A 17,270-nucleotide genomic window follows, 5' to 3' on the forward strand; every position below is an offset into this window, starting at 1 on the left:
CGCCTTAGATTCTGTATTCGGACACATGGACCGTTTCCCGGAGTCGCTGCGCGCCTCTGGGCGACGATTATGACGCGTCGGCGGTCCCTGGTAAGGTTTCCGGTAACTGAGCAGCAAAGCCGCGCAGCCCCACCACGTGTACATGTTCGTGGTTGTGTACCACTTTACGCACCAGCTTGTAGGTTGTGCCTTTCTCCGGGCTGATGTTTTCCGGCGCCGCGATAATCAGCTGCATCTCCAGGCGTTCGCACAGCTCGAACAGCGTGGCGATAGAACGCGCATCGAGACGCGCGGCTTCATCAAGGAACAGCAGACGGCACGGTGACAAATCTTTACCGCGCAGACGTCGTGCCTCATCTTCCCAGCTCTGCACCACCATCACCAGAATCGACATCCCGGTACCGATCGCCTCACCGGTCGACAGCGCGCCGGACTCCGCGCGCAGCCAGCCATCAGAACCACGGTTAACCTCAACTTCCATCTCCAGGTAGCTACGGTAGTCGAGCAGCTCTTCACCAATAGTCTGCGGCGTACGCTGGCCCATATCGATCTGCGGGTTCAGGCGCTGGTACAGCTTCGCCAACGCTTCCGAGAAGGTCAGACGGTTGCTGTTGAACAGATCCTGATGCTGTTCGTGCTGCTCAGAGAGCACGTCCAGCAGCGTTGAGTGACTCTCGCGCACGTTGACGTTCAGACGTACGCTGTTCACCTGGCCGAACGACACGCTCTGCAGCCCCTGGTTCAGCTGGCGAATACGGTTCTGCTCGCGCTGAATGGTTTTGCGAATAATATTCGCCACGCTGCGTGAGCTGATTGCCAGCTTCTGTTCACGGTTGGTCAGTTCTTCAGTCAGACGGCTCAGTTCGATTTCCATCTGTTCGATGGCTTCTACCGGATCATCGGTGCGGATAATATCCTGACGGATACGTTCGCGCAGATGCTGATATACCGCCACGAAGAACTGAATCTTACGCTCAGGACGCTTCGGATCTTCCGACATACGCAGCACGTCACGCAGATGTTCGTTATCCGCAACCGCCAGACGCAGCGCGCCCAATGCTTTATCCGACATTGAACGCAGATCGTCTGCGGAGAGATAGGCCAGCTCGCGGCGGTGCAGGCGACGTTCAACGTTATTGTCTTTCACCAGACGCATCACCGCGCACCATCCCGCTTTCGCGCTGACGACTTGCTCACGCATTTCGAGATAATCACGCTCCAGCTTGCGCAGCTTACGGGTCAGGTTATCCATCTCCGCTTCGCAGAAGGTCAGCGCTTTTTCCAGCTGGTTACGGCGCGCACGGTTGTTGCTCAGCTGCGCGTGCAGCTCGTCACGGCGAATGCGCGCACGCTCTTCTGCACCCGCATCAGCACGTACGCCAATATCTTTCAGCTCTTTGTAGAGATCGTTGAGCAGCTCTTTCTTGGTGTCGTAGGAGCTCTTCAGCGACGCCAGCACCTGGCTGTACTGACTCACCTGCGCAGCGTGCGTGCGCATGGCTTCACGCGCGCGGCTACGCTCGCTTTCTGCCTGCGCCAGACGTTCGCGCAATTTTTCGTTCAGGTCGCTGTTGCCGCTCAGCATTTCCGCTGAGTCAGAGTAACCAAAGTGGGCGCGACGCTGCACGACTTCGGTCAGGGCAAACGCCTGCTGACGCGCTTCGCGCTGTACCTGCTGCGACCAGGCGTAATCTTCTTTCAGCTGTTCAAACTGCTCCGGGTCGCTCTGCAGTACAGAGACCATCGGCTCAAGTTTCGCCAACTGGTTACCGTGCTGCTGAATAAAGCGCGCCGCTTCCTGCGCTTCATCCAGACGCTCCTGAATTTCATCCACGCGATCGGCCAGCGTTTCATCGGCCAGCAGGCTCAGACGCGGCAGGAGACGGTTGAGCAGCGCAACGCCCTCTTTCGCCTGTTCGTACTGCGCCTGCTGCTGCTGGTTATCGCTTTCGTGGCTGCTCAGCGCGCGTTCCAGCTCGTTGCGACGGGTATTCAGCTTGCGAATTTCCGCTTCCGGATCGTCGTCAAACGCCACCGACAGGTGACTGCCGATAAAGCGGCTGAACGCCTGATGCAAACGCTGGGTTTTCTGGACATCGAACGACAGGGTCGCAAAACGTTCAGACAGCACTTCACGCTCGGCGTGCAGGCTCTCAATGCGGCTTTCGCGCGCGGCGCGGCCAAACAGCGGCACCGCCGGGAAGCGCGAATAACGCCACTGGCGGTCGGCGGTCTTCACCACTACCGCTTTTTCCAGCTCGTCGACGTTGAACACGCTGTCATCGAAGGATTGCGGATCCCCTTCAATCAGGTAGAGATCTTCCGGGCAATCTTCCAGCCCTTCCAGATACTCGGCGATCTGCGACAGATCCGGCACCACGATGGCATGACGCGACGGACCATACAGCGCGGAGAAGTACGGCGCGTCGTCCAGGCTGACGTCATCATAGATTTCCGACAGCAGTACGCCGCCAAAACGTTCAGCCAGCGCGTTAAGGCGCGGGTCTTCGGAACCGCCCGGCTGGCTTAAGCGCTCGATTTCATCATCGACGGCACGTTTGCGCGCGCCCACTTCGTCGCGTTCCACGATCGCTTCGCGCTCGCGCTCCAGCAGTTGCTGAAGGTATTCGGTCACATCCTGACTCGACTCGAACTGCTCGCCGCTCTGCTCGCACAGCTGGCTCAGGCTGTTCTGCGCCGCCAGCCAGACCGGCGCGCGGTGCATCAGCGCGGAGATACGCGATTGCAGCTGTTCCTGTTCCTGGCGCAGTTGCATACGCTGCTCGCGAGCGTCAGTCACGCTATCACTCAGAGCGGCGATGCGCGCTTCCAGCTCACGATGCAGGTTTTCAAGATCGTCAATGTCGTACTGTTTGCCCTGACGCTTGCAGAAATCGGCCAGCAGACGCTCGGCCTCCTGCTGTTCGCGCAGACGCTGTTCCAGCTCATTCAGACGGCTGCGCAGCGGCTGCGCCTGTTCCGCCAGGTGACGCTGGTTTACGCCGTCGCGCAACAGTTCACGCGCCACGTCCCAGGCTTCGTTACGCGCCAGCGGGCCGTTGATTGACGCCACCAGCTGATAGGCTTGCTCAAACTGGCTGTGTGCCGTCTCGGCAACGCTCATTTTCTGCTCGAGCGACAGCAGTTTTTCCGTCGCTTCCTGCTCTTTGGCCTGGAAGGTTTCCAGCCATTCCGCTGCGCTGTCAGGGGTTAAATCCGGCAGGTGGCACAGCGCTTTCGCGCGTTCCAGCGCCTGTAGCGCCTGGGTGTACTGAATGGCGCGCGTTTGCTGCACGTCCAGCGCCTGCTGGTAGTCGGCGAGCTGGCTTTTCAGCTCATCCACTTCCAGCTCGGCGGCTTCGGCGCGCGCTTCGTTCTCTTCCTGCTGTTCGGCGGCTTCCGCCACCACTTCGTTCTGCTCTTCGAGGCGAATTTGCAGCTCGTCTAAATCCGCTTCATAGCGCTCAATTTTTTCCTGCTGACGCAGCGCGGTCTGCACCAGGTTCAGGTGGTCGCTGGCAGCCTGGTGATCGGCTTCGAGATCGCCTTCCGCGCCGTTGTGTTCCTGTAGCTCACGCGCCATGTCGACGTGCTTGTACTGTTCCGCCGCCAGCTGCGAGCGGGAGGTAAACAGTTCGCGACGGTACTCCAGCGCTTTATCCAGATGCACACGGCGCTCGTTGGCGTGGCGCATATAGTCGGCGGCCACGTAGTCGGTGGCTTCGGAGATCAGATGCTTGAACAGGTCGCGGTCAGACTGGGTGACGCGAATCGCTTCCAGCGTCATCCGGTTTTCACGCAGCGCCGCTTCCATATCCTGGAACGCTTTACGCACGCCGCTGTTTTCCGGCAGCAGGTAGTCACGCAGCGAGCGGGTAATCGCGCTGGAAATACCGCCGTACAGCGAGGCTTCAATCAGGCGATAGAATTTACTACGGTCAGCGGCAGAGCGCAGACGACGCGCGACGATGCCCAGATCGAACATCAGCGCGTGGTAGTCGGTTATCGAGTTGAACTGCTTGAACTGTACGCCTTCGATGGTCTCAAGCTTATCTTTCAGCTCCTGCAACGTCAGCACGCGCGCCTGGCGCTCGTTCAGCGTTTCAGTCAGCAACTGGGTCGGCTGAATAGAGGTTGGCAGTCCCTGAATGGCGAATGGCTTAATGTCGACTTTACGATCGCGCCCCGCCACCTGTTGCAGACGCACGCCGACCACCACGCGCTGGTGACGCGAGTTCATCACGTCAAGCACCGAGTAGCAGACGCCCGCTTTCAGCTTACCGTGCAGACCTTTATCGCGTGAACCACTGGTGGCCCCCGCTTCGGTGGTATTACGGAAGTGCAGCAGCGTTAAGTCGGGGATCAGCGCCGTGACGAAGGCCGCCATGGTGGTCGATTTACCGGCACCGTTACCGCCGGACAGCGTGGTGACCAGCTCATCCAGATCGAAAGTACGGGCAAAGAACCCGTTCCAGTTAATCAGCGTTAGCGAACGAAATTTACCACGTTCGATCATTATTCTTCCTCCCCGCTATCCTGCTGATGGTCGTCGTTCTCGTCATTGAGCTGCAGATGGTTTTCTATCGCCATGGCTTCCCCGTCGCGAATCATGCGCAGCTGCGCTTCGCGCGCGTCATCGCCGGAACGCACATCGGCGCCGAAGCGGAACACCGATTCGGTGATGCGGAATTTACTGCTGTCATGGCCCATAAACCACACCATGCCCAGACGGCGCAGGCGGTTGAGCGAAGAACGCACCTTTTCCTGTAACTTCTGACGGTCAAGGTCAGAACCGGTGGAACGGTTGTTAACCAGTTTCAACAGTTTGGCTTCATCGGCCAGCGCCAGCAGCTCATCGTACAGTTCCTGCTGGGTGAAGATGCCTTCATTTGCCAGACGTTCCGGGCTGAGGTAGAGGTAGCAAAGAATTTTGCCGACCATCATGTCCAGTTCGGAGAGAACCGAACGCGGAATCAGCGTGGTAGAACGCGGGCGCAGATAGAAGAACCCTTCCGGCGCGCGGATCAGTTCAACGTTGTAGCGGGCGTAAAACTCTTCCAGGTACTCCTGGAAATCCATCAAGAAAGCGTGGTTGTCGAGCTCGTCCAGGCCAATATGGCGGCCAGCACGCAGCGCGCTATCCAGCGCAGGGAAAAGGGGGTTGGCCAGGGCCTGTGCCAGTTTAACCGGCATCACTTGTTCAATATTTGTCAATGACATGCGCCTGTACCTTGGCTCCGTAATCATTAATTGCCTGCCATTTGGCCGGCAGTCCGGTGAAATCTGCTTGCGCTACGCCCAAACGAACCGCCTGGTCAACCACAATACGCGCCACGTCGAAGTGGCGCGCTCGCGGATACTGAGCCAGATACTCTTTCACCACCAGACCGAGGTCCAGCGGCAGCTGTTTGGTTTTATAGATAGCCAACTGTTCTTCGATCAGCGCGGCAAGCTGTTCGCGGATTTCGTTAAATTCTTCGAACTCTAAGTCCGGCGGAAGTTCGCCGGTGACCTCTTCGTCGCGCAGCGTCATCTCTTCATCACGCATGTCCAGCAAACGGTCGGCGCTGGCGTAGGTGAGCGCCCACGGCGCGTCGAAGTAGGACTGCACTGACTGGCGCAAGCGCTGAGCAAAGACGCGGTTTTTATCCATATCGATAGCGGTACGAATAAACTTATGCACGTGACGATCGTAGCCGATCCACAGGTCAATGGCCTGCTGACCCCAGCTAACGATACGGTCGAGCTTGCTTTGCAGGTCGAACACCAGCCGGTCGACAAAATGCAGATCGTTATGACTCAGCGTGGCATCCTGAATGCGCAGCAGGTTCGCCTGCAGCTTATCGCCCGCCGCGTCCAGCGTATCCTGCAATTCGCGTAACGTGCCGGAGGTTTCGGACAGCAAAAGCTCACAGCTGGAGATCGCCGCGCGCCAGTCTTTATTCAGCAGCTGCGCGATGTCATCTTTGACCGACTGTTGCTGCTCATCCATGATGCGCTGCGTCAGGTCGATGCTGTCAAAAATCTCCGCCACCGAATATTTCAGCGGCGCGTAAACATTGCGGTGCCAGTGAAACTCATCGCCGCCCTCTTCCGCCGAATCGGCAGCTCTTTTCAGCTCGCTGGCCACAATCGACAGCTGCATTGACAGGCGCAACGTCGAAAATTCACGCTGGCGAATATAGTAGTCGGTAATGCCAATGCCCAGCGGCGTCAGACGATAGATGGCGTTTCCTTCCGTGATTTCGCTGGTAAAGCGGTTCAGCAGACGTTGGCGAACCAGATCGTTAATCGCGTTGTTGGCGCGCGTACCGATGGTTTCACTGGTTTGCTCAAACGCATCACTGACGTGACGGAACGCATCCACCAGCTCGCCTTCCGTCATTTCACCTTCCAGCCGCTCGCCGTTCAGCGTTGCGATAGCCAGCAAAAATGAGAGCCTATCGACGGGTAGCGAAATGGCGAAATCATTTTTTCTGGCCCAGGCAACCAGTTCGGGGACTGTCTGGGAAAATTCACTCATCGTTTATCCTTGTTTCTGTCTGCGGCTTAAGCGCGGTGACATGAATATAGCGCCCCAGGCTGATATAAGGTTCCTGACGGCAATAGCGCGTTTCCAGCTCCAGCAGGATGTCATAGCTATCCTGTTGTTTATGCTTATCGCGCAGATAGTCATGAAACACTCGCACGCCGGTTTTCCCGTTAATTTGCCAGCCAATCTCTTCCAGCCAGCTATAGACCTGCTGCGGGTCGCGCGGGTAGTTCGGCGACAGCGTACGCTTTTTCTTTTTCGGCATGCCAAGAGCAACATAATCAAAGTTGCCCGCCACCATGTTATGCATCAACAGGCCGTTTGCATTGTAGAACATTAATGATAATGCGCCGCCTGGACGCAGCACCGACCACAGCGTGTTTAACGCCTCCTGCGGTTCGGCCACCCACTCCAGTACAGCGTGAAACAATATCAGATCAACCGGGCTTTCCAAATGCCCGGCCACGTCCTGCGCCGCGCATTGTATGAAATGCATGTTGTGGCTCACACCTTTGTCGCTGGCAGCCTGACTTGCACGGGCGATCATCTCGGCAGAAAGATCGCACAGCGTCACATGATGACCGCGCTCCGCCATTTTGATCGCCGTCTGGCCTTCACCGCCGCCGGCGTCCAGAATGCGCAGCGGCTGCGTGCCCATGGCGGCGAGCAGCACATCAAGATCCTGCCACAGAATAGCCTGGCGCAGCTGGCCCTTGGTGGTGCCATAAATATTGCGCGAAAACTTTTCCGCAATGTCATCGAAATTGCGATCCTGCACGGGACGTCCTTCCATCACCAGCCACAAAGGGTCTATTTTGTCACACCCACGGCGAGAATGAAGCTATCTGGTGTAATATCCCTGCATTCATGCGTCAGATGGTTAAAAAAGGTACTCAATAGAATGCTTTTTATGCTGAAAAAGTTTATCGGCGGCATGATGCTGCCGCTACCTTTGCTGCTTTTATTGATCGGTTTGGGAATAGTCCTGGTGTGGTTTACCCGCTTCCAGAAAACGGGTAAATGCGCCATCACCGCTGGCTGGCTTTTTTTACTGCTGCTGAGCCTGCAACCTGTTGCCGACGGCCTGCTTAAACCTATTGAAGATAAGTACCCGACATGGCGCGGCGAGCAGCCAGCGCAGTATGTGGTGGTGCTCGGCGGCGGTTATACGTGGAACCCACAGTGGGCGCCCAGCTCAAACCTGATTAGCAATAGCCTACCGCGGCTGGCGGAAGGGATTCGCCTGTGGCAGGCCAATCCAGGGTCGAAGATGATCTTCACCGGCGCCCCGGCATTAACCAACCCGGTCAGTACCGCCGAAGTGGGTGCGCGGGTCGCGGAAAGCCTTGGCGTACCGCGCAGCGAGATTATCGTGCTGGATACACCAAAAGATACGGAAGAAGAGGCGAGCGCGGTGAAAGCCGCCATTGGTGATGCCCCATTCCTGCTGGTGACGTCGGCGTCGCATCTGCCGCGCGCGATGATTTTCTTCCAGCACGTTGGCCTGCATCCGCTGCCCGCGCCGGCGAACCAGTTGGCTATCACCTCGCCGCTGAATCCGTGGGAGCGCATTCTCCCTTCCCCGGTCTGGCTGATGCACAGCGACCGGGTAGGCTATGAAACGCTGGGGCGCATCTGGCAATGGCTGAAAGGCGATTCAGGAGAGCCAGGGGAGCAGTGATTTCGAGGCGAGGTCAAAATTGGCGCGGTTAAATTTTCCCGTGTTGACCAGCTTCTCGACCTCATCCCACAACAGATACAGCCAGCGCCGCCAGAGAAACGCTTCGGCGACCGGCGCGCGCTGGAGGTAGTGCCATAACAGCTGTTCCGCCTGCGGGCTTTCATGCAGGCGGAACAGCTCGTATTCGCGCGGCGCCCACAGAATCGGCCCCGGGCCGACCATCGCCAGCAGTTGATCGCTGCGCGAATCTTTCAGCATGCTGCGTAAAGTAAGATGACCGTGCACCAACACGCAGTTATCGCTAAAGCCCTCAAACAGCGCCTCCAGACATTCGCGGGTGCGGAACAGCAGTCGCTTATCCTGCATGGTCAGCCCAGTATTCTGATACAGGTTCAACGTGCCCCACAGCACTTCGATTCGCTGTCGATACCATTGCGGCCAGCTGTTTTCCTGAGTGCTATCCACAAAGCCAACGCAACCCGCACTGTCTACCCGATGCCACGCCAGCAGCGCTTCGACAATCTGATCTTTTAACGCGTCCCAGCGTTGCTGATTACGGGTGGGCGCTTCAGCAGGAACTCCCCGCAGTCGCTCCAGCAGCAAGACATCCGGCCCAGGGTGCTCTTCGTGGGTCATCACGCCATACACTACCGGCATCCGCACGGTGCCGTGACGCGCCAGCGTTGAGAATTTCCATGCCAGCTGGCGAGCCAGGCCGGGGGACGTAAAGCTGCGCGCCAGCAGCGGCATGGCATTGCCTTCGGCATCATACAACGACCACAACGCGGTATCCGTTTGCTCGTTGATGCACTCTACGCGGCTGAGCGATTCACCCAAAAGATGGCTGAGTTCTACCCGTAGCTGTTCCATATCCGATTACCCCCATAAAAGCCATTGCTTTCATAATGAGCATATGAAAAGTGAATTTCACCAGACAAGATCAAAATTGAAACAGAAAGTCAGAAATACCCGGCAGGAAGCCGCCCCCTGAGAAGCAGGGGGCGGCAGGATTACTTCAGTTCGGCGCGGACGCGGGCCAGATCTTCCGGCGTATCAACCCCCGTTCCCGGCACTTCTTTGGCGACGGCAACGTGAATTTTTTCGCCGTACCACAGCACTCGCAGCTGCTCGAGCATCTCAATATGCTCCAGCGGACTTGGCGCCCAGTTAACATAGCGGCGAATAAAGCCGGCACGGTAGCCATAGATACCGATGTGGCGCAGCAGGGTGTCGCCAATTTCTTCGCGGCTTTTGGCGAAGCGGTCACGATCCCACGGAATGGTCGCACGGGAGAAATACAGCGCGTAGCCGTCTTTATCCATAACCACTTTTACCGCATTGGGGTTAAACGCTTCTTCCGCATCGTGAATCGGTACTGCGAGGGTCGCCATACCGGATTGGCTCGCGGCCAGGTTTTCCGCCACCTGGCGGATAATGACCGCCGGAATCATCGGCTCGTCGCCCTGCACGTTAACGATAACGGTGTCATCGCTTAAGGCGCATTTTTCCACCACTTCCGCCAGACGTTCGGTACCAGACTGGTGATCGGCACGGGTCATGCACACTTCACCGCCCGCCGCTTCAACGGCTTTCGCGACTTCGGCATGATCGGTCGCAACAATAATACGCTCAGCGCCAGATTCACGTGCGCGTTCCAGCACGTGCACAATCATCGGTTTACCGTTGATGTCCTGTAACGGCTTACCCGGCAGGCGCGTAGAGGCGAAACGCGCCGGAATAATCACAACGAAACTCATGGTCTGTTCTCTTCAGCGGCTAAAACGCGGGCTTCGTTTTCCAGCAATACGGGGATACCGTCACGCAGGGGAAACGCCAGATTATCAAGTTTGCAAATCAGTTCTTGCTTGTCCTGGCTGTAATAGAGTTTGCCGTTGCAAACCGGGCAGGCAATAATTTCTAGTAGACGGTGATCCATGGTTCCTCCTGATGGGCCGTATCGAAAACCAGTGCAGCATATCATAGAGCGCTACCGGTCGGCGTCAATCTCCCAACCGTGTCGTTGATGGAGAAAGAGTTTTTCCGCCACCGCGCCGAGGGTCACACGCGTCGCCCCCTGCCAGCGGGCAAAATCGTTGATGGCCTGCATCAGACCTTTTTCCAGATGCTGGCTGACCCGCACGCCCTCTTCCAGATACAGTGCGAAAATTTCCAGCACGCCGTCGCTACGGTGCATTTTGCTATCCATGCGGCCAACTAACTCACCACGGTGCAGCAACGGCAGGACAAAATAGCCGTACTGCCGTTTCGGCGCGGGCGTGTAGCACTCCAGCCGATAGGTAAAATTGAAAAACTGTTCGGCGCGTTTACGATCCCAGACGACCGGATCGAAAGGTGATAACACCGCACTGTGGGTCGCATTGAGTTTACCTTCCGCCGCCCGCGCCAGCTCGGGTTGTAAGCTGTGATGTACCCACATCTCGCCAAGCTGTTCAACGTTTACCAGTACCACCTGTTCCTGCTCCTGCCACTGCGCCAGCAGCGTGCGGAGATCCGGCTGGCGCAATCGATAATAGTCCGCCAGCCACTGAGGACGAAAAATGCCCAGGCTGCGAGCGCTGTTTTCCAGCATCAGGGCTTCGGCCTGCGGTTGCGCAAGCGCGTCCCGGCGATCGTCCCACTGCGGCATGACGCGCTCCGTCAGATCGTATACGCGATGGAAGTTTCGCCGCTCGACCACCATAACTTCGCCTGCGGTAAACAGCCCCTCAAGGTGTCGCTTGTGCGGTTTCCACTCCCACCAGCCGCTCTGCCCCTTACGCGGGTGTGCAAAATCGGCGGAGCGCACCGGGCCATTCTCAGCGATATGCGCTTTCAGAGCCGCAATCTCGGCGGCGTGCTCATCCATCCAGCTTTGGTGATACTTCCAGCCCATGTTATGCGGCGCCAGCATACGATGGCGCACCAGCGCAAAATCGCTGCGCGGCAGGAAACACGCTTCATGCGCCCAGTACTCCATCAGCTCGCCGCGCGCGAGCGCTTCATCGAGCCACGATGAAGGATAGGCGCCAAGACGGCTGAAGAGCACCAGATACGGGCTACGGGCCACCACGTTAATGGTGTCGATTTGCAGCAAAGACATTTGCTGAATGGTACGGAGAATATCCGTCGTCTGAGGCTGACGACGTGGACGGGTAAGAAGGCCCTGTGCCGCCAGATGCAGATGCCGCGCGGCGCGAAGGGTGAGTTGCAGTTCTGCCATGCCGTTCCCCTGCTTTCGCCGACGCGGTTTAGCGCCGTGCGAGGGTAATCAATTCCTGCAGCAGCGTCTGCGCGCGATCGCCGGAAAGCACGGCGTCCACCGGCAGATACCACCAGTTTTTCTGCGCGAAGCGGCGACATTTCACCGCATCTTTTTCGGTCATGATCAGCATCTGTCCTGGCGCGACCAGCGCCTGCACATCCGCTTCACTCAGCGCCTGGTGATCGGCCAGCGCCACCGTTCGTACCGGTTGCAGGCCGCAATCATTCAGGGTGGCAAAAAAACGCGGCGGATGACCAATGCCGGCCATCGCCACCACGTTTTGTAGTGTGGAAACAGGCTGCCGCTCACCAGTCAGCAGATTGACGGCATCGCCGGGACGTAACGTCATCGGAATTTCGCCCGGCAGCGCTTCGCCACCGTTGACGATCCGCGCATCGACCGTATCCAGACGTGAAGCGCGTTCACGCATCGGGCCAGCCGGTAACCACCAGCCATTGCCAAAGCGGCGCACACCGTCGATCACCACGATCTCTTTATCGCGTGCCAGCCGGTAGTGCTGCAAACCGTCATCGGTGACGATCATTTGAAGATCGTGAGCCGCCAGAAGCGCTTTCACCGCATCAACCCGCACCGGCGAAACCGCCACGGGCGCGCCGGTGCGCTGATAAATCAGCACAGGTTCATCTCCGGCCTGCGCGGTAGTGGTATCGGTATTCAGCAGCAGAGGATAGCTGTCCGCTTTGCCACCGTAGCCACGAGAGACCACGCCAACGCGTACTCCCTGACGCTGAAGCTGTTCCACCAGCCAGATAACCACTGGCGTTTTACCATTCCCGCCCGCCGTCAGGTTACCCACAACCACAACCGGGCATGGCGCACGCCAGGACTTCTTCAGGCCGAGTTGATAACACAGGCGAATCACGCCGCTCACCAGGCCGTACAGCCAGGAGAGCGGCAGCAGCAGCCGCCACAGCGGCGATTCGCCGGACCAGATCTTCGCTATCATTCGCCAAACTGCATTTTATGCAGCTGTGCGTAGACGCCGCGCTGTTCGAGCAGATCGCGATGGCTGCCGCGCTCAACGATACGTCCGTCTTCGACCACAATGATTTCGTCAGCCTGCTCGATAGTGGACAGACGGTGAGCAATCACCAGCGAGGTGCGGTTTTTCTGCAGTTCGTCCAGCGCCGCCTGAATTGCACGTTCAGATTCGGTATCCAGCGCCGAGGTCGCTTCATCCAGAATCAGGATTGGGCTGTTACGCAGCAGCGCGCGGGCGATGGCAATACGCTGGCGCTGGCCGCCGGAAAGCAGAACGCCATTTTCGCCGATTACCGTATCGAGACCGTTATCCATTTTGTTGATGAAGTCCATCGCGTAGGCCATCCGCGCCGCCTCTTCAACCTGCTCGCGGCTGAACTCGTCGGTGCGCGCATAGGCGATGTTGTTGGCTACCGTGTCGTTAAACAGATGCACGTTCTGCGAAACCAGTGCGACCTGATTACGCAGCGATGCCAGCTTGTACTCGCGCAGGTCATGCCCGTCGAGCAGGATTTCGCCTTCATCGATATCGTAGAAGCGGGTCAGCAGGCTGGCGATAGTGGATTTACCCGAACCGGAGCGCCCCACCAACGCCACCGTTTTCCCTTCCGGAATCGACAGGTTGATATTTTGCAGCGCCGGGGTTTCGCGGCCAGGATAGGTGAAGGTAACGTTACGGAATTCAACGCTGCCTTTGGCACGTTCGATATCCAGTTTACCTTCGTCTTTTTCCTGCTCGCTATCCAGAATGGCAAACAGTGTCTGACAGGCTGCCATCCCGCGCTGGAACTGCGCGTTGACGTTAGTTAACGATTTCAGCGGACGCATCAACGCAATCATGGACGAGAAGACCACGGTAATGGTACCGGCAGTCAACGTTTCCATGACGCTTGGGAAGCTGGCGGCATACAAGACAAATGCCAGCGCCAGAGAGGCAATCAGCTGGATGATTGGGTCAGAGATAGACGACGCGGAGACCAGCTTCATCCCCTGCAGACGCATCTTGTTGCTGACCTTATCAAAACGCTTAGTTTCCACTTCCTGGCCACCGAACATCAGCACTTCTTTATGCCCTTTTAGCATCTGTTCCGCGCTGGTGGTCACCTGCCCCATGGTGTTCTGCATGTTTTTACTGATGCTACGGAATCGTTTAGACACCACGCGGATCGCCATCGACACGATAGGCGCCAGCACAATCAGAATCACCGACAGCTGCCAGCTGTAGTAAAACATCATGATGAACAGGCCGATGATGGAAGCCCCTTCACGCACCACGGTAATCAACGCGCTGGAAGAGGACGATGCCACCTGCTCAGAGTCATAGGTGATGCGCGACAGCAGCGTCCCGGTGGACTGCTTATCGAAGAAGGAGACCGGCATCCCCATCATGTGGCTGAACAGCCGACGACGCATGGTCATCACGACCTTGCCGGAAACCCAGGAAATACAGTAGCTAGAGATATAGCTTGTGATCCCACGCAGGATCATCAGGCCAATCACGACCAGCGGCATCCACAGCAGCACTGAGCGGTCTGTTTTACCAAAACCATCATCCAGTAACGGTTTAAGAAGCGATAGCATAAAGGTATCGCTGGCTGCGTTAAGGATTAACGCCACGCCCGCCACGATCAGCCCTGCTTTAAACGGCGCAATAGTTGGCCAGAGTCGGCGGAAGGTCTGCCACGTGGAGAGATCTTTGTCGTTCTGCATTCAAAAAACCAGCTTGTGTTGAAATAGCCGCATATTCTACCCGTTATCGCGAGCCTCGCCAAACCACTGATGATACCAACGAGGTAAAAGTTGATCTCGTAAGCCTTCAATCTTCCAGCCATTGGCACTAAAAGTGAGTGTAATTTGCCCCTGATGCGGTGTATCGAACCAGGCATACTGCCGTTGAAGATAGCGCGTCCTGACCTTTGCTGAAGGCATGTGCCATGCGTTATAGCGGGATGCGGAAGCCAGTGCGGCTGCACCGCCCACCCGTTGAATCAGCGCCATCCCCGAGGACGTCGAGCTACCGTGATGTGGGACCTGGATAATTGTAGACGCAAATGGTCGCCAGAAACGGCTAATCATGGCCATTTCTGCCGATAATTCAATATCTCCCGTCAGCAGGATACTGTTTTTGCCATCATCAACCCTCACGACACAGGAGCCGTTATTGCCCTTCTGAGCCTTCCCCGGCAGCGGCCAGAGCGCACGAAAGGTTAACCCCTGCCACTGCCAGGATTCCCCGCGCGCGCAGGGTTGATGACCGGCCCAGCCCAGAGGACTTCTGACCCACATCTCCGGCCAAGTTTGCTGTAGCGAACGCAGACCGCCGCGATGATCCAGATGATCGTGGCTCAGAATAATGCCCTGAGGCGTAAGTCCGTGCCAGCGTAACCATGGCGCAATCAGCTGTTCACCACTGTCACCCCCCGGCCAGGCTAGCCCGGTATCGTAGAGCAACGCTTTACCCCCTCGCGAAATAACCATCGCTAACCCCTGCCCGACATCAAGCATGGTAACCTGCCACTGATTTTCAGGCGTTTTACGCCACAGTGGGAAGGCCAGCAGTATGCTTAACGACAACCAAAGCGCCGGAAAGCGCAACCAGCCATGCAAGCGCCAGAGAATCAACGCTCCCCACGGCAGCAGCGAAAGCCCCAGCCATGCGCTGCCAATGTACCACCATCCGGTTGGCAGCAGGCGTAAGTAAGCAAACACCAGCGCCATCACCCGGTCGGCGCCGTACCATGCCATTGTTTCCAGCGACATTGGGCCGCACAGATGCAGGAACATCGCCAACAAAATCAACGGAACAGCCATAAATGTCACCACCGGCACCGCAACCAGATTCGCCAACAGCGAGGTGAGGCTGATACCGTGAAACAACATGATTTGCAGCGGTGTTAACAGTAGCATCAAGCCAAGCTGAAGATGGATCAGGCTCGCGAGCGGGCGAAGCCATCGTGGATATTCCCACGCGGGCAACGGTAGCCACTGATACCAGAAAATGAGCGCGCCAACCGCAACTGCCGACAACCACAGACTATCGGACAGCACCGCCAGTGGGTCGAGAAACAGGATGGTTGCCAGACAGCAAAGCCACACTTCCCAGCCAGCCCAGCGCCTGGCTTGTAAGCGGAGCAGACAGCAGACGGCGGCTGCCACCACCGTGCGCATCGCGGGCGGCTGCATTCCCGTCAGCGCCGCGTAAGCAAATCCACTCGCCAGTGACACCAGGAGCGGCAAACGCCAGTTAATCAGCCAGACGGGAAGGAAAAACTGCACGGCGCGCACCAACAGCCAGCCCAGTGAAGCGCCAAGCGCAATATGCAGCCCGGAAATCGCCATCAGGTGTGAAGTCCCGGTTTGCTGCATTAGCGATTTAATCTCCGGCGCCACCGAGAGCCTCTCCCCCATTCCAAGCGCCAGCATGACGTCACGCCAGGGATAGGCCGCGAGGGTTGTTTGCAGCGATGTCAGGTAGCGAGCGCGGAGGCTACAGGTATTGTGCAACAATTCCGCAGCGATCGCTCGCCCCGTCAAAGCACGGTGTTGTGAAAACGCGTAACGCTGGGAATCGAAGCCCCCTGAGTTTAGCTGCCCGTGAACGGCGCGCGCACGAATCGTCATCCGCCAACGCTGCCCGACGCACGGCGGCTGCGGCAGATAGCTACCGTAGAGGGTAATCGCGGTGCCGGGGAACAGGCGCTGACCTTCCAGCCGGGTAATCATGCCCTGATGTGTCGTTTGTCCGTCAGTCTGCGTTATCGTCAACTCAACCTGACGATTTTTTCCCGGCAGCGTCAGTGCAGGCCACTGCACCTGCCACGCTGCCAGAACGCCCCAACAGAACATAAGCCCCACCAACGAAGCGGAGCGCCCCAACCGTCCACACGCGCTGAGAATAATCAGCGCGACAATGGCAAGCTTAATACACCAAAGCGCGGGCAGTTCTGGCAGCACACTCAGCGGTAAGATTCCAGCCAGCACATAGCCAGCCAGCTGCGGTAAACGCATTGACACCTCCTTGTTATCAGGAGTGTCGCGTAGGATAAAACGATTGTCGTGAGCGGTTTTTCAAACTTGCGTGGTGGTGTCAGATGAATATTCGTTGCGTGCAGGCATTGCGAAAAAAACGCGAGAGTGATTCCAGAGTGGGCATCTAAAAACGAAAAAAGCACCCGCAGGTGCTTTTCTCTCAACCAAGTTACCGCCGGTTAGCGGTCAAAACTCAATCGTAAATATTGGCGCGGTCGCGCAGTTCTTTACCCGGCTTGAAGTGCGGCACATATTTGCCTTCCAGTTCCACTTTGTCGCCAGTTTTCGGGTTACGCCCGGTACGTGGTGCTCGATAGTGCAGAGAGAAGCTGCCGAAACCGCGGATTTCAATGCGCTCGCCCTGGGCCAGGGTTGAGGCCATATGCTCCAGCATCTCTTTTACCGCATCTTCCACTGCTTTGGCAGGGATATGAGATTGCTGGCTGGCAAGTCTTTCAATCAATTCTGACTTGGTCATGATTCCTCCGGTTTCCTTTCAAGGAAAATTAGCTAACAGCTTATTAAACAAGGGCGGCCGTAGCCGCCCTTTGTGCTAGATTACAGGCCGAAACCTGCAATCTGTCAAGTAAACTCATCACAATTCAGGTTGTTAAACCCGAATGAGCAAGATTACTCGCCTTTAGCTGCTTTGAATGCTTCAGCCATAGCGTTGGAGAAGTTGCCGTCTTCCTGTTTGTTGTTAACAGTAGCGATTGCATCTTTCTCGTCAGCTTCGTCTTTCGCACGAACAGACAGGCTGATTG

General features: G+C 57.3%; 14 protein-coding genes. 1 reads left to right on the top strand and 13 read right to left on the bottom strand.

Annotated features, from left to right (window positions below):
• Positions 1-67: 67 nt before the first annotated feature.
• Genes mukB through cmoM form a run of 4 tightly spaced genes read right to left on the bottom strand, consistent with a single transcriptional unit; the run spans position 68 to position 7,310 of the window.
• Positions 68-4,516: a chromosome partition protein MukB gene (gene mukB / locus ACW14G_RS02370; RefSeq protein ID WP_271458612.1), complete on the bottom strand. Its 4,449-nt coding sequence runs from the start codon at positions 4,514-4,516 to the stop codon at positions 68-70.
• A complete protein-coding gene (gene mukE, locus ACW14G_RS02375) occupies positions 4,516-5,220 on the bottom strand; it encodes a chromosome partition protein MukE (protein WP_064548815.1) in 705 nt (234 codons plus the stop codon). Before mukE ends, mukB begins: the two co-directional genes overlap by 1 nt.
• Entirely contained in the window at positions 5,201-6,523 is a 1,323-nt protein-coding gene (gene mukF, locus ACW14G_RS02380; RefSeq protein WP_163448524.1) for a chromosome partition protein MukF, read from the bottom strand. The genes mukE and mukF overlap by 20 nt, the downstream gene beginning before the upstream one ends.
• On the bottom strand, positions 6,516-7,310 hold the full coding sequence (gene cmoM / locus ACW14G_RS02385) for a tRNA uridine 5-oxyacetic acid(34) methyltransferase CmoM (RefSeq protein ID WP_163448522.1): 795 nt from the start codon (positions 7,308-7,310) through the stop codon (positions 6,516-6,518). Before cmoM ends, mukF begins: the two co-directional genes overlap by 8 nt.
• A gap of 123 nt (positions 7,311-7,433) precedes the next feature.
• Here cmoM and elyC point away from each other — a divergent pair, with 123 nt between their 5' ends.
• Entirely contained in the window at positions 7,434-8,213 is a 780-nt protein-coding gene (gene elyC, locus ACW14G_RS02390; RefSeq protein ID WP_249022083.1) for an envelope biogenesis factor ElyC, read from the top strand.
• Here the strand turns inward: elyC and ACW14G_RS02395 are convergent.
• The 9 genes from ACW14G_RS02395 to ACW14G_RS02435 all read right to left on the bottom strand — a co-directional run.
• Positions 8,190-9,083 (bottom strand): YcbJ family phosphotransferase, encoded by an 894-nt coding sequence (locus ACW14G_RS02395; protein ID WP_163448518.1) that lies wholly within the window; start codon positions 9,081-9,083, stop codon positions 8,190-8,192. The two genes, elyC and ACW14G_RS02395, sit on opposite strands and share 24 nt — an antisense overlap.
• Before the next feature lie 140 nt (positions 9,084-9,223).
• On the bottom strand, positions 9,224-9,970 hold the full coding sequence (gene kdsB / locus ACW14G_RS02400) for a 3-deoxy-manno-octulosonate cytidylyltransferase (protein WP_249022084.1): 747 nt from the start codon (positions 9,968-9,970) through the stop codon (positions 9,224-9,226).
• Positions 9,967-10,149, bottom strand: coding sequence for a protein YcaR (gene ycaR / locus ACW14G_RS02405; RefSeq protein ID WP_035892430.1), 183 nt, complete (start codon positions 10,147-10,149; stop codon positions 9,967-9,969). Before ycaR ends, kdsB begins: the two co-directional genes overlap by 4 nt.
• A gap of 51 nt (positions 10,150-10,200) precedes the next feature.
• Positions 10,201-11,433 (bottom strand): winged helix-turn-helix domain-containing protein, encoded by a 1,233-nt coding sequence (locus ACW14G_RS02410; protein WP_249022085.1) that lies wholly within the window; start codon positions 11,431-11,433, stop codon positions 10,201-10,203.
• 28 nt (positions 11,434-11,461) lie between these two features.
• Positions 11,462-12,442, bottom strand: a complete 981-nt coding sequence (gene lpxK / locus ACW14G_RS02415; protein WP_249022086.1) for a tetraacyldisaccharide 4'-kinase — start codon at positions 12,440-12,442, stop codon at positions 11,462-11,464.
• Positions 12,439-14,187 carry a lipid A ABC transporter ATP-binding protein/permease MsbA gene (gene msbA / locus ACW14G_RS02420; protein WP_163448511.1) on the bottom strand — a complete coding sequence of 583 codons (1,749 nt, stop codon included), beginning with the start codon at positions 14,185-14,187 and terminating at the stop codon, positions 12,439-12,441. Before msbA ends, lpxK begins: the two co-directional genes overlap by 4 nt.
• 36 nt (positions 14,188-14,223) lie before the next feature.
• On the bottom strand, positions 14,224-16,485 hold the full coding sequence (locus ACW14G_RS02425; RefSeq protein ID WP_249022087.1) for a ComEC family protein: 2,262 nt from the start codon (positions 16,483-16,485) through the stop codon (positions 14,224-14,226).
• 214 nt (positions 16,486-16,699) lie between these two features.
• Complete coding sequence (gene ihfB / locus ACW14G_RS02430) at positions 16,700-16,984, bottom strand: integration host factor subunit beta (RefSeq protein WP_015965094.1); 285 nt, start codon at positions 16,982-16,984, stop codon at positions 16,700-16,702.
• Between the two features lie 152 nt (positions 16,985-17,136).
• Positions 17,137-17,270: hypothetical protein (locus tag ACW14G_RS02435; RefSeq protein ID WP_281549415.1), on the bottom strand; the 134-nt coding region annotated here is incomplete at its 5' end.

The sequence above is a fragment of the Kluyvera sp. genome (assembly GCF_965301105.1).

Excerpts from the sequence above, each read along its gene's own strand:
- kdsB (WP_249022084.1), bottom strand. The coding sequence starts at position 9,970 with ATGAGTTTCGTTGTGATTATTCCGGCGCGTTTCGCCTCTACGCGCCTG.
- mukE (WP_064548815.1), bottom strand. The coding sequence starts at position 5,220 with ATGTCATTGACAAATATTGAACAAGTGATGCCGGTTAAACTGGCACAG.
- mukB (WP_271458612.1), bottom strand. The coding sequence starts at position 4,516 with ATGATCGAACGTGGTAAATTTCGTTCGCTAACGCTGATTAACTGGAAC.
- ACW14G_RS02410 (WP_249022085.1), bottom strand. The coding sequence starts at position 11,433 with ATGGCAGAACTGCAACTCACCCTTCGCGCCGCGCGGCATCTGCATCTG.
- ycaR (WP_035892430.1), bottom strand. The coding sequence starts at position 10,149 with ATGGATCACCGTCTACTAGAAATTATTGCCTGCCCGGTTTGCAACGGC.
- elyC (WP_249022083.1), top strand. The coding sequence starts at position 7,434 with ATGCTTTTTATGCTGAAAAAGTTTATCGGCGGCATGATGCTGCCGCTA.
- msbA (WP_163448511.1), bottom strand. The coding sequence starts at position 14,187 with ATGCAGAACGACAAAGATCTCTCCACGTGGCAGACCTTCCGCCGACTC.
- lpxK (WP_249022086.1), bottom strand. The coding sequence starts at position 12,442 with ATGATAGCGAAGATCTGGTCCGGCGAATCGCCGCTGTGGCGGCTGCTG.
- ACW14G_RS02395 (WP_163448518.1), bottom strand. The coding sequence starts at position 9,083 with ATGGAACAGCTACGGGTAGAACTCAGCCATCTTTTGGGTGAATCGCTC.
- ACW14G_RS02425 (WP_249022087.1), bottom strand. The coding sequence starts at position 16,485 with ATGCGTTTACCGCAGCTGGCTGGCTATGTGCTGGCTGGAATCTTACCG.
- ihfB (WP_015965094.1), bottom strand. The coding sequence starts at position 16,984 with ATGACCAAGTCAGAATTGATTGAAAGACTTGCCAGCCAGCAATCTCAT.
- mukF (WP_163448524.1), bottom strand. The coding sequence starts at position 6,523 with ATGAGTGAATTTTCCCAGACAGTCCCCGAACTGGTTGCCTGGGCCAGA.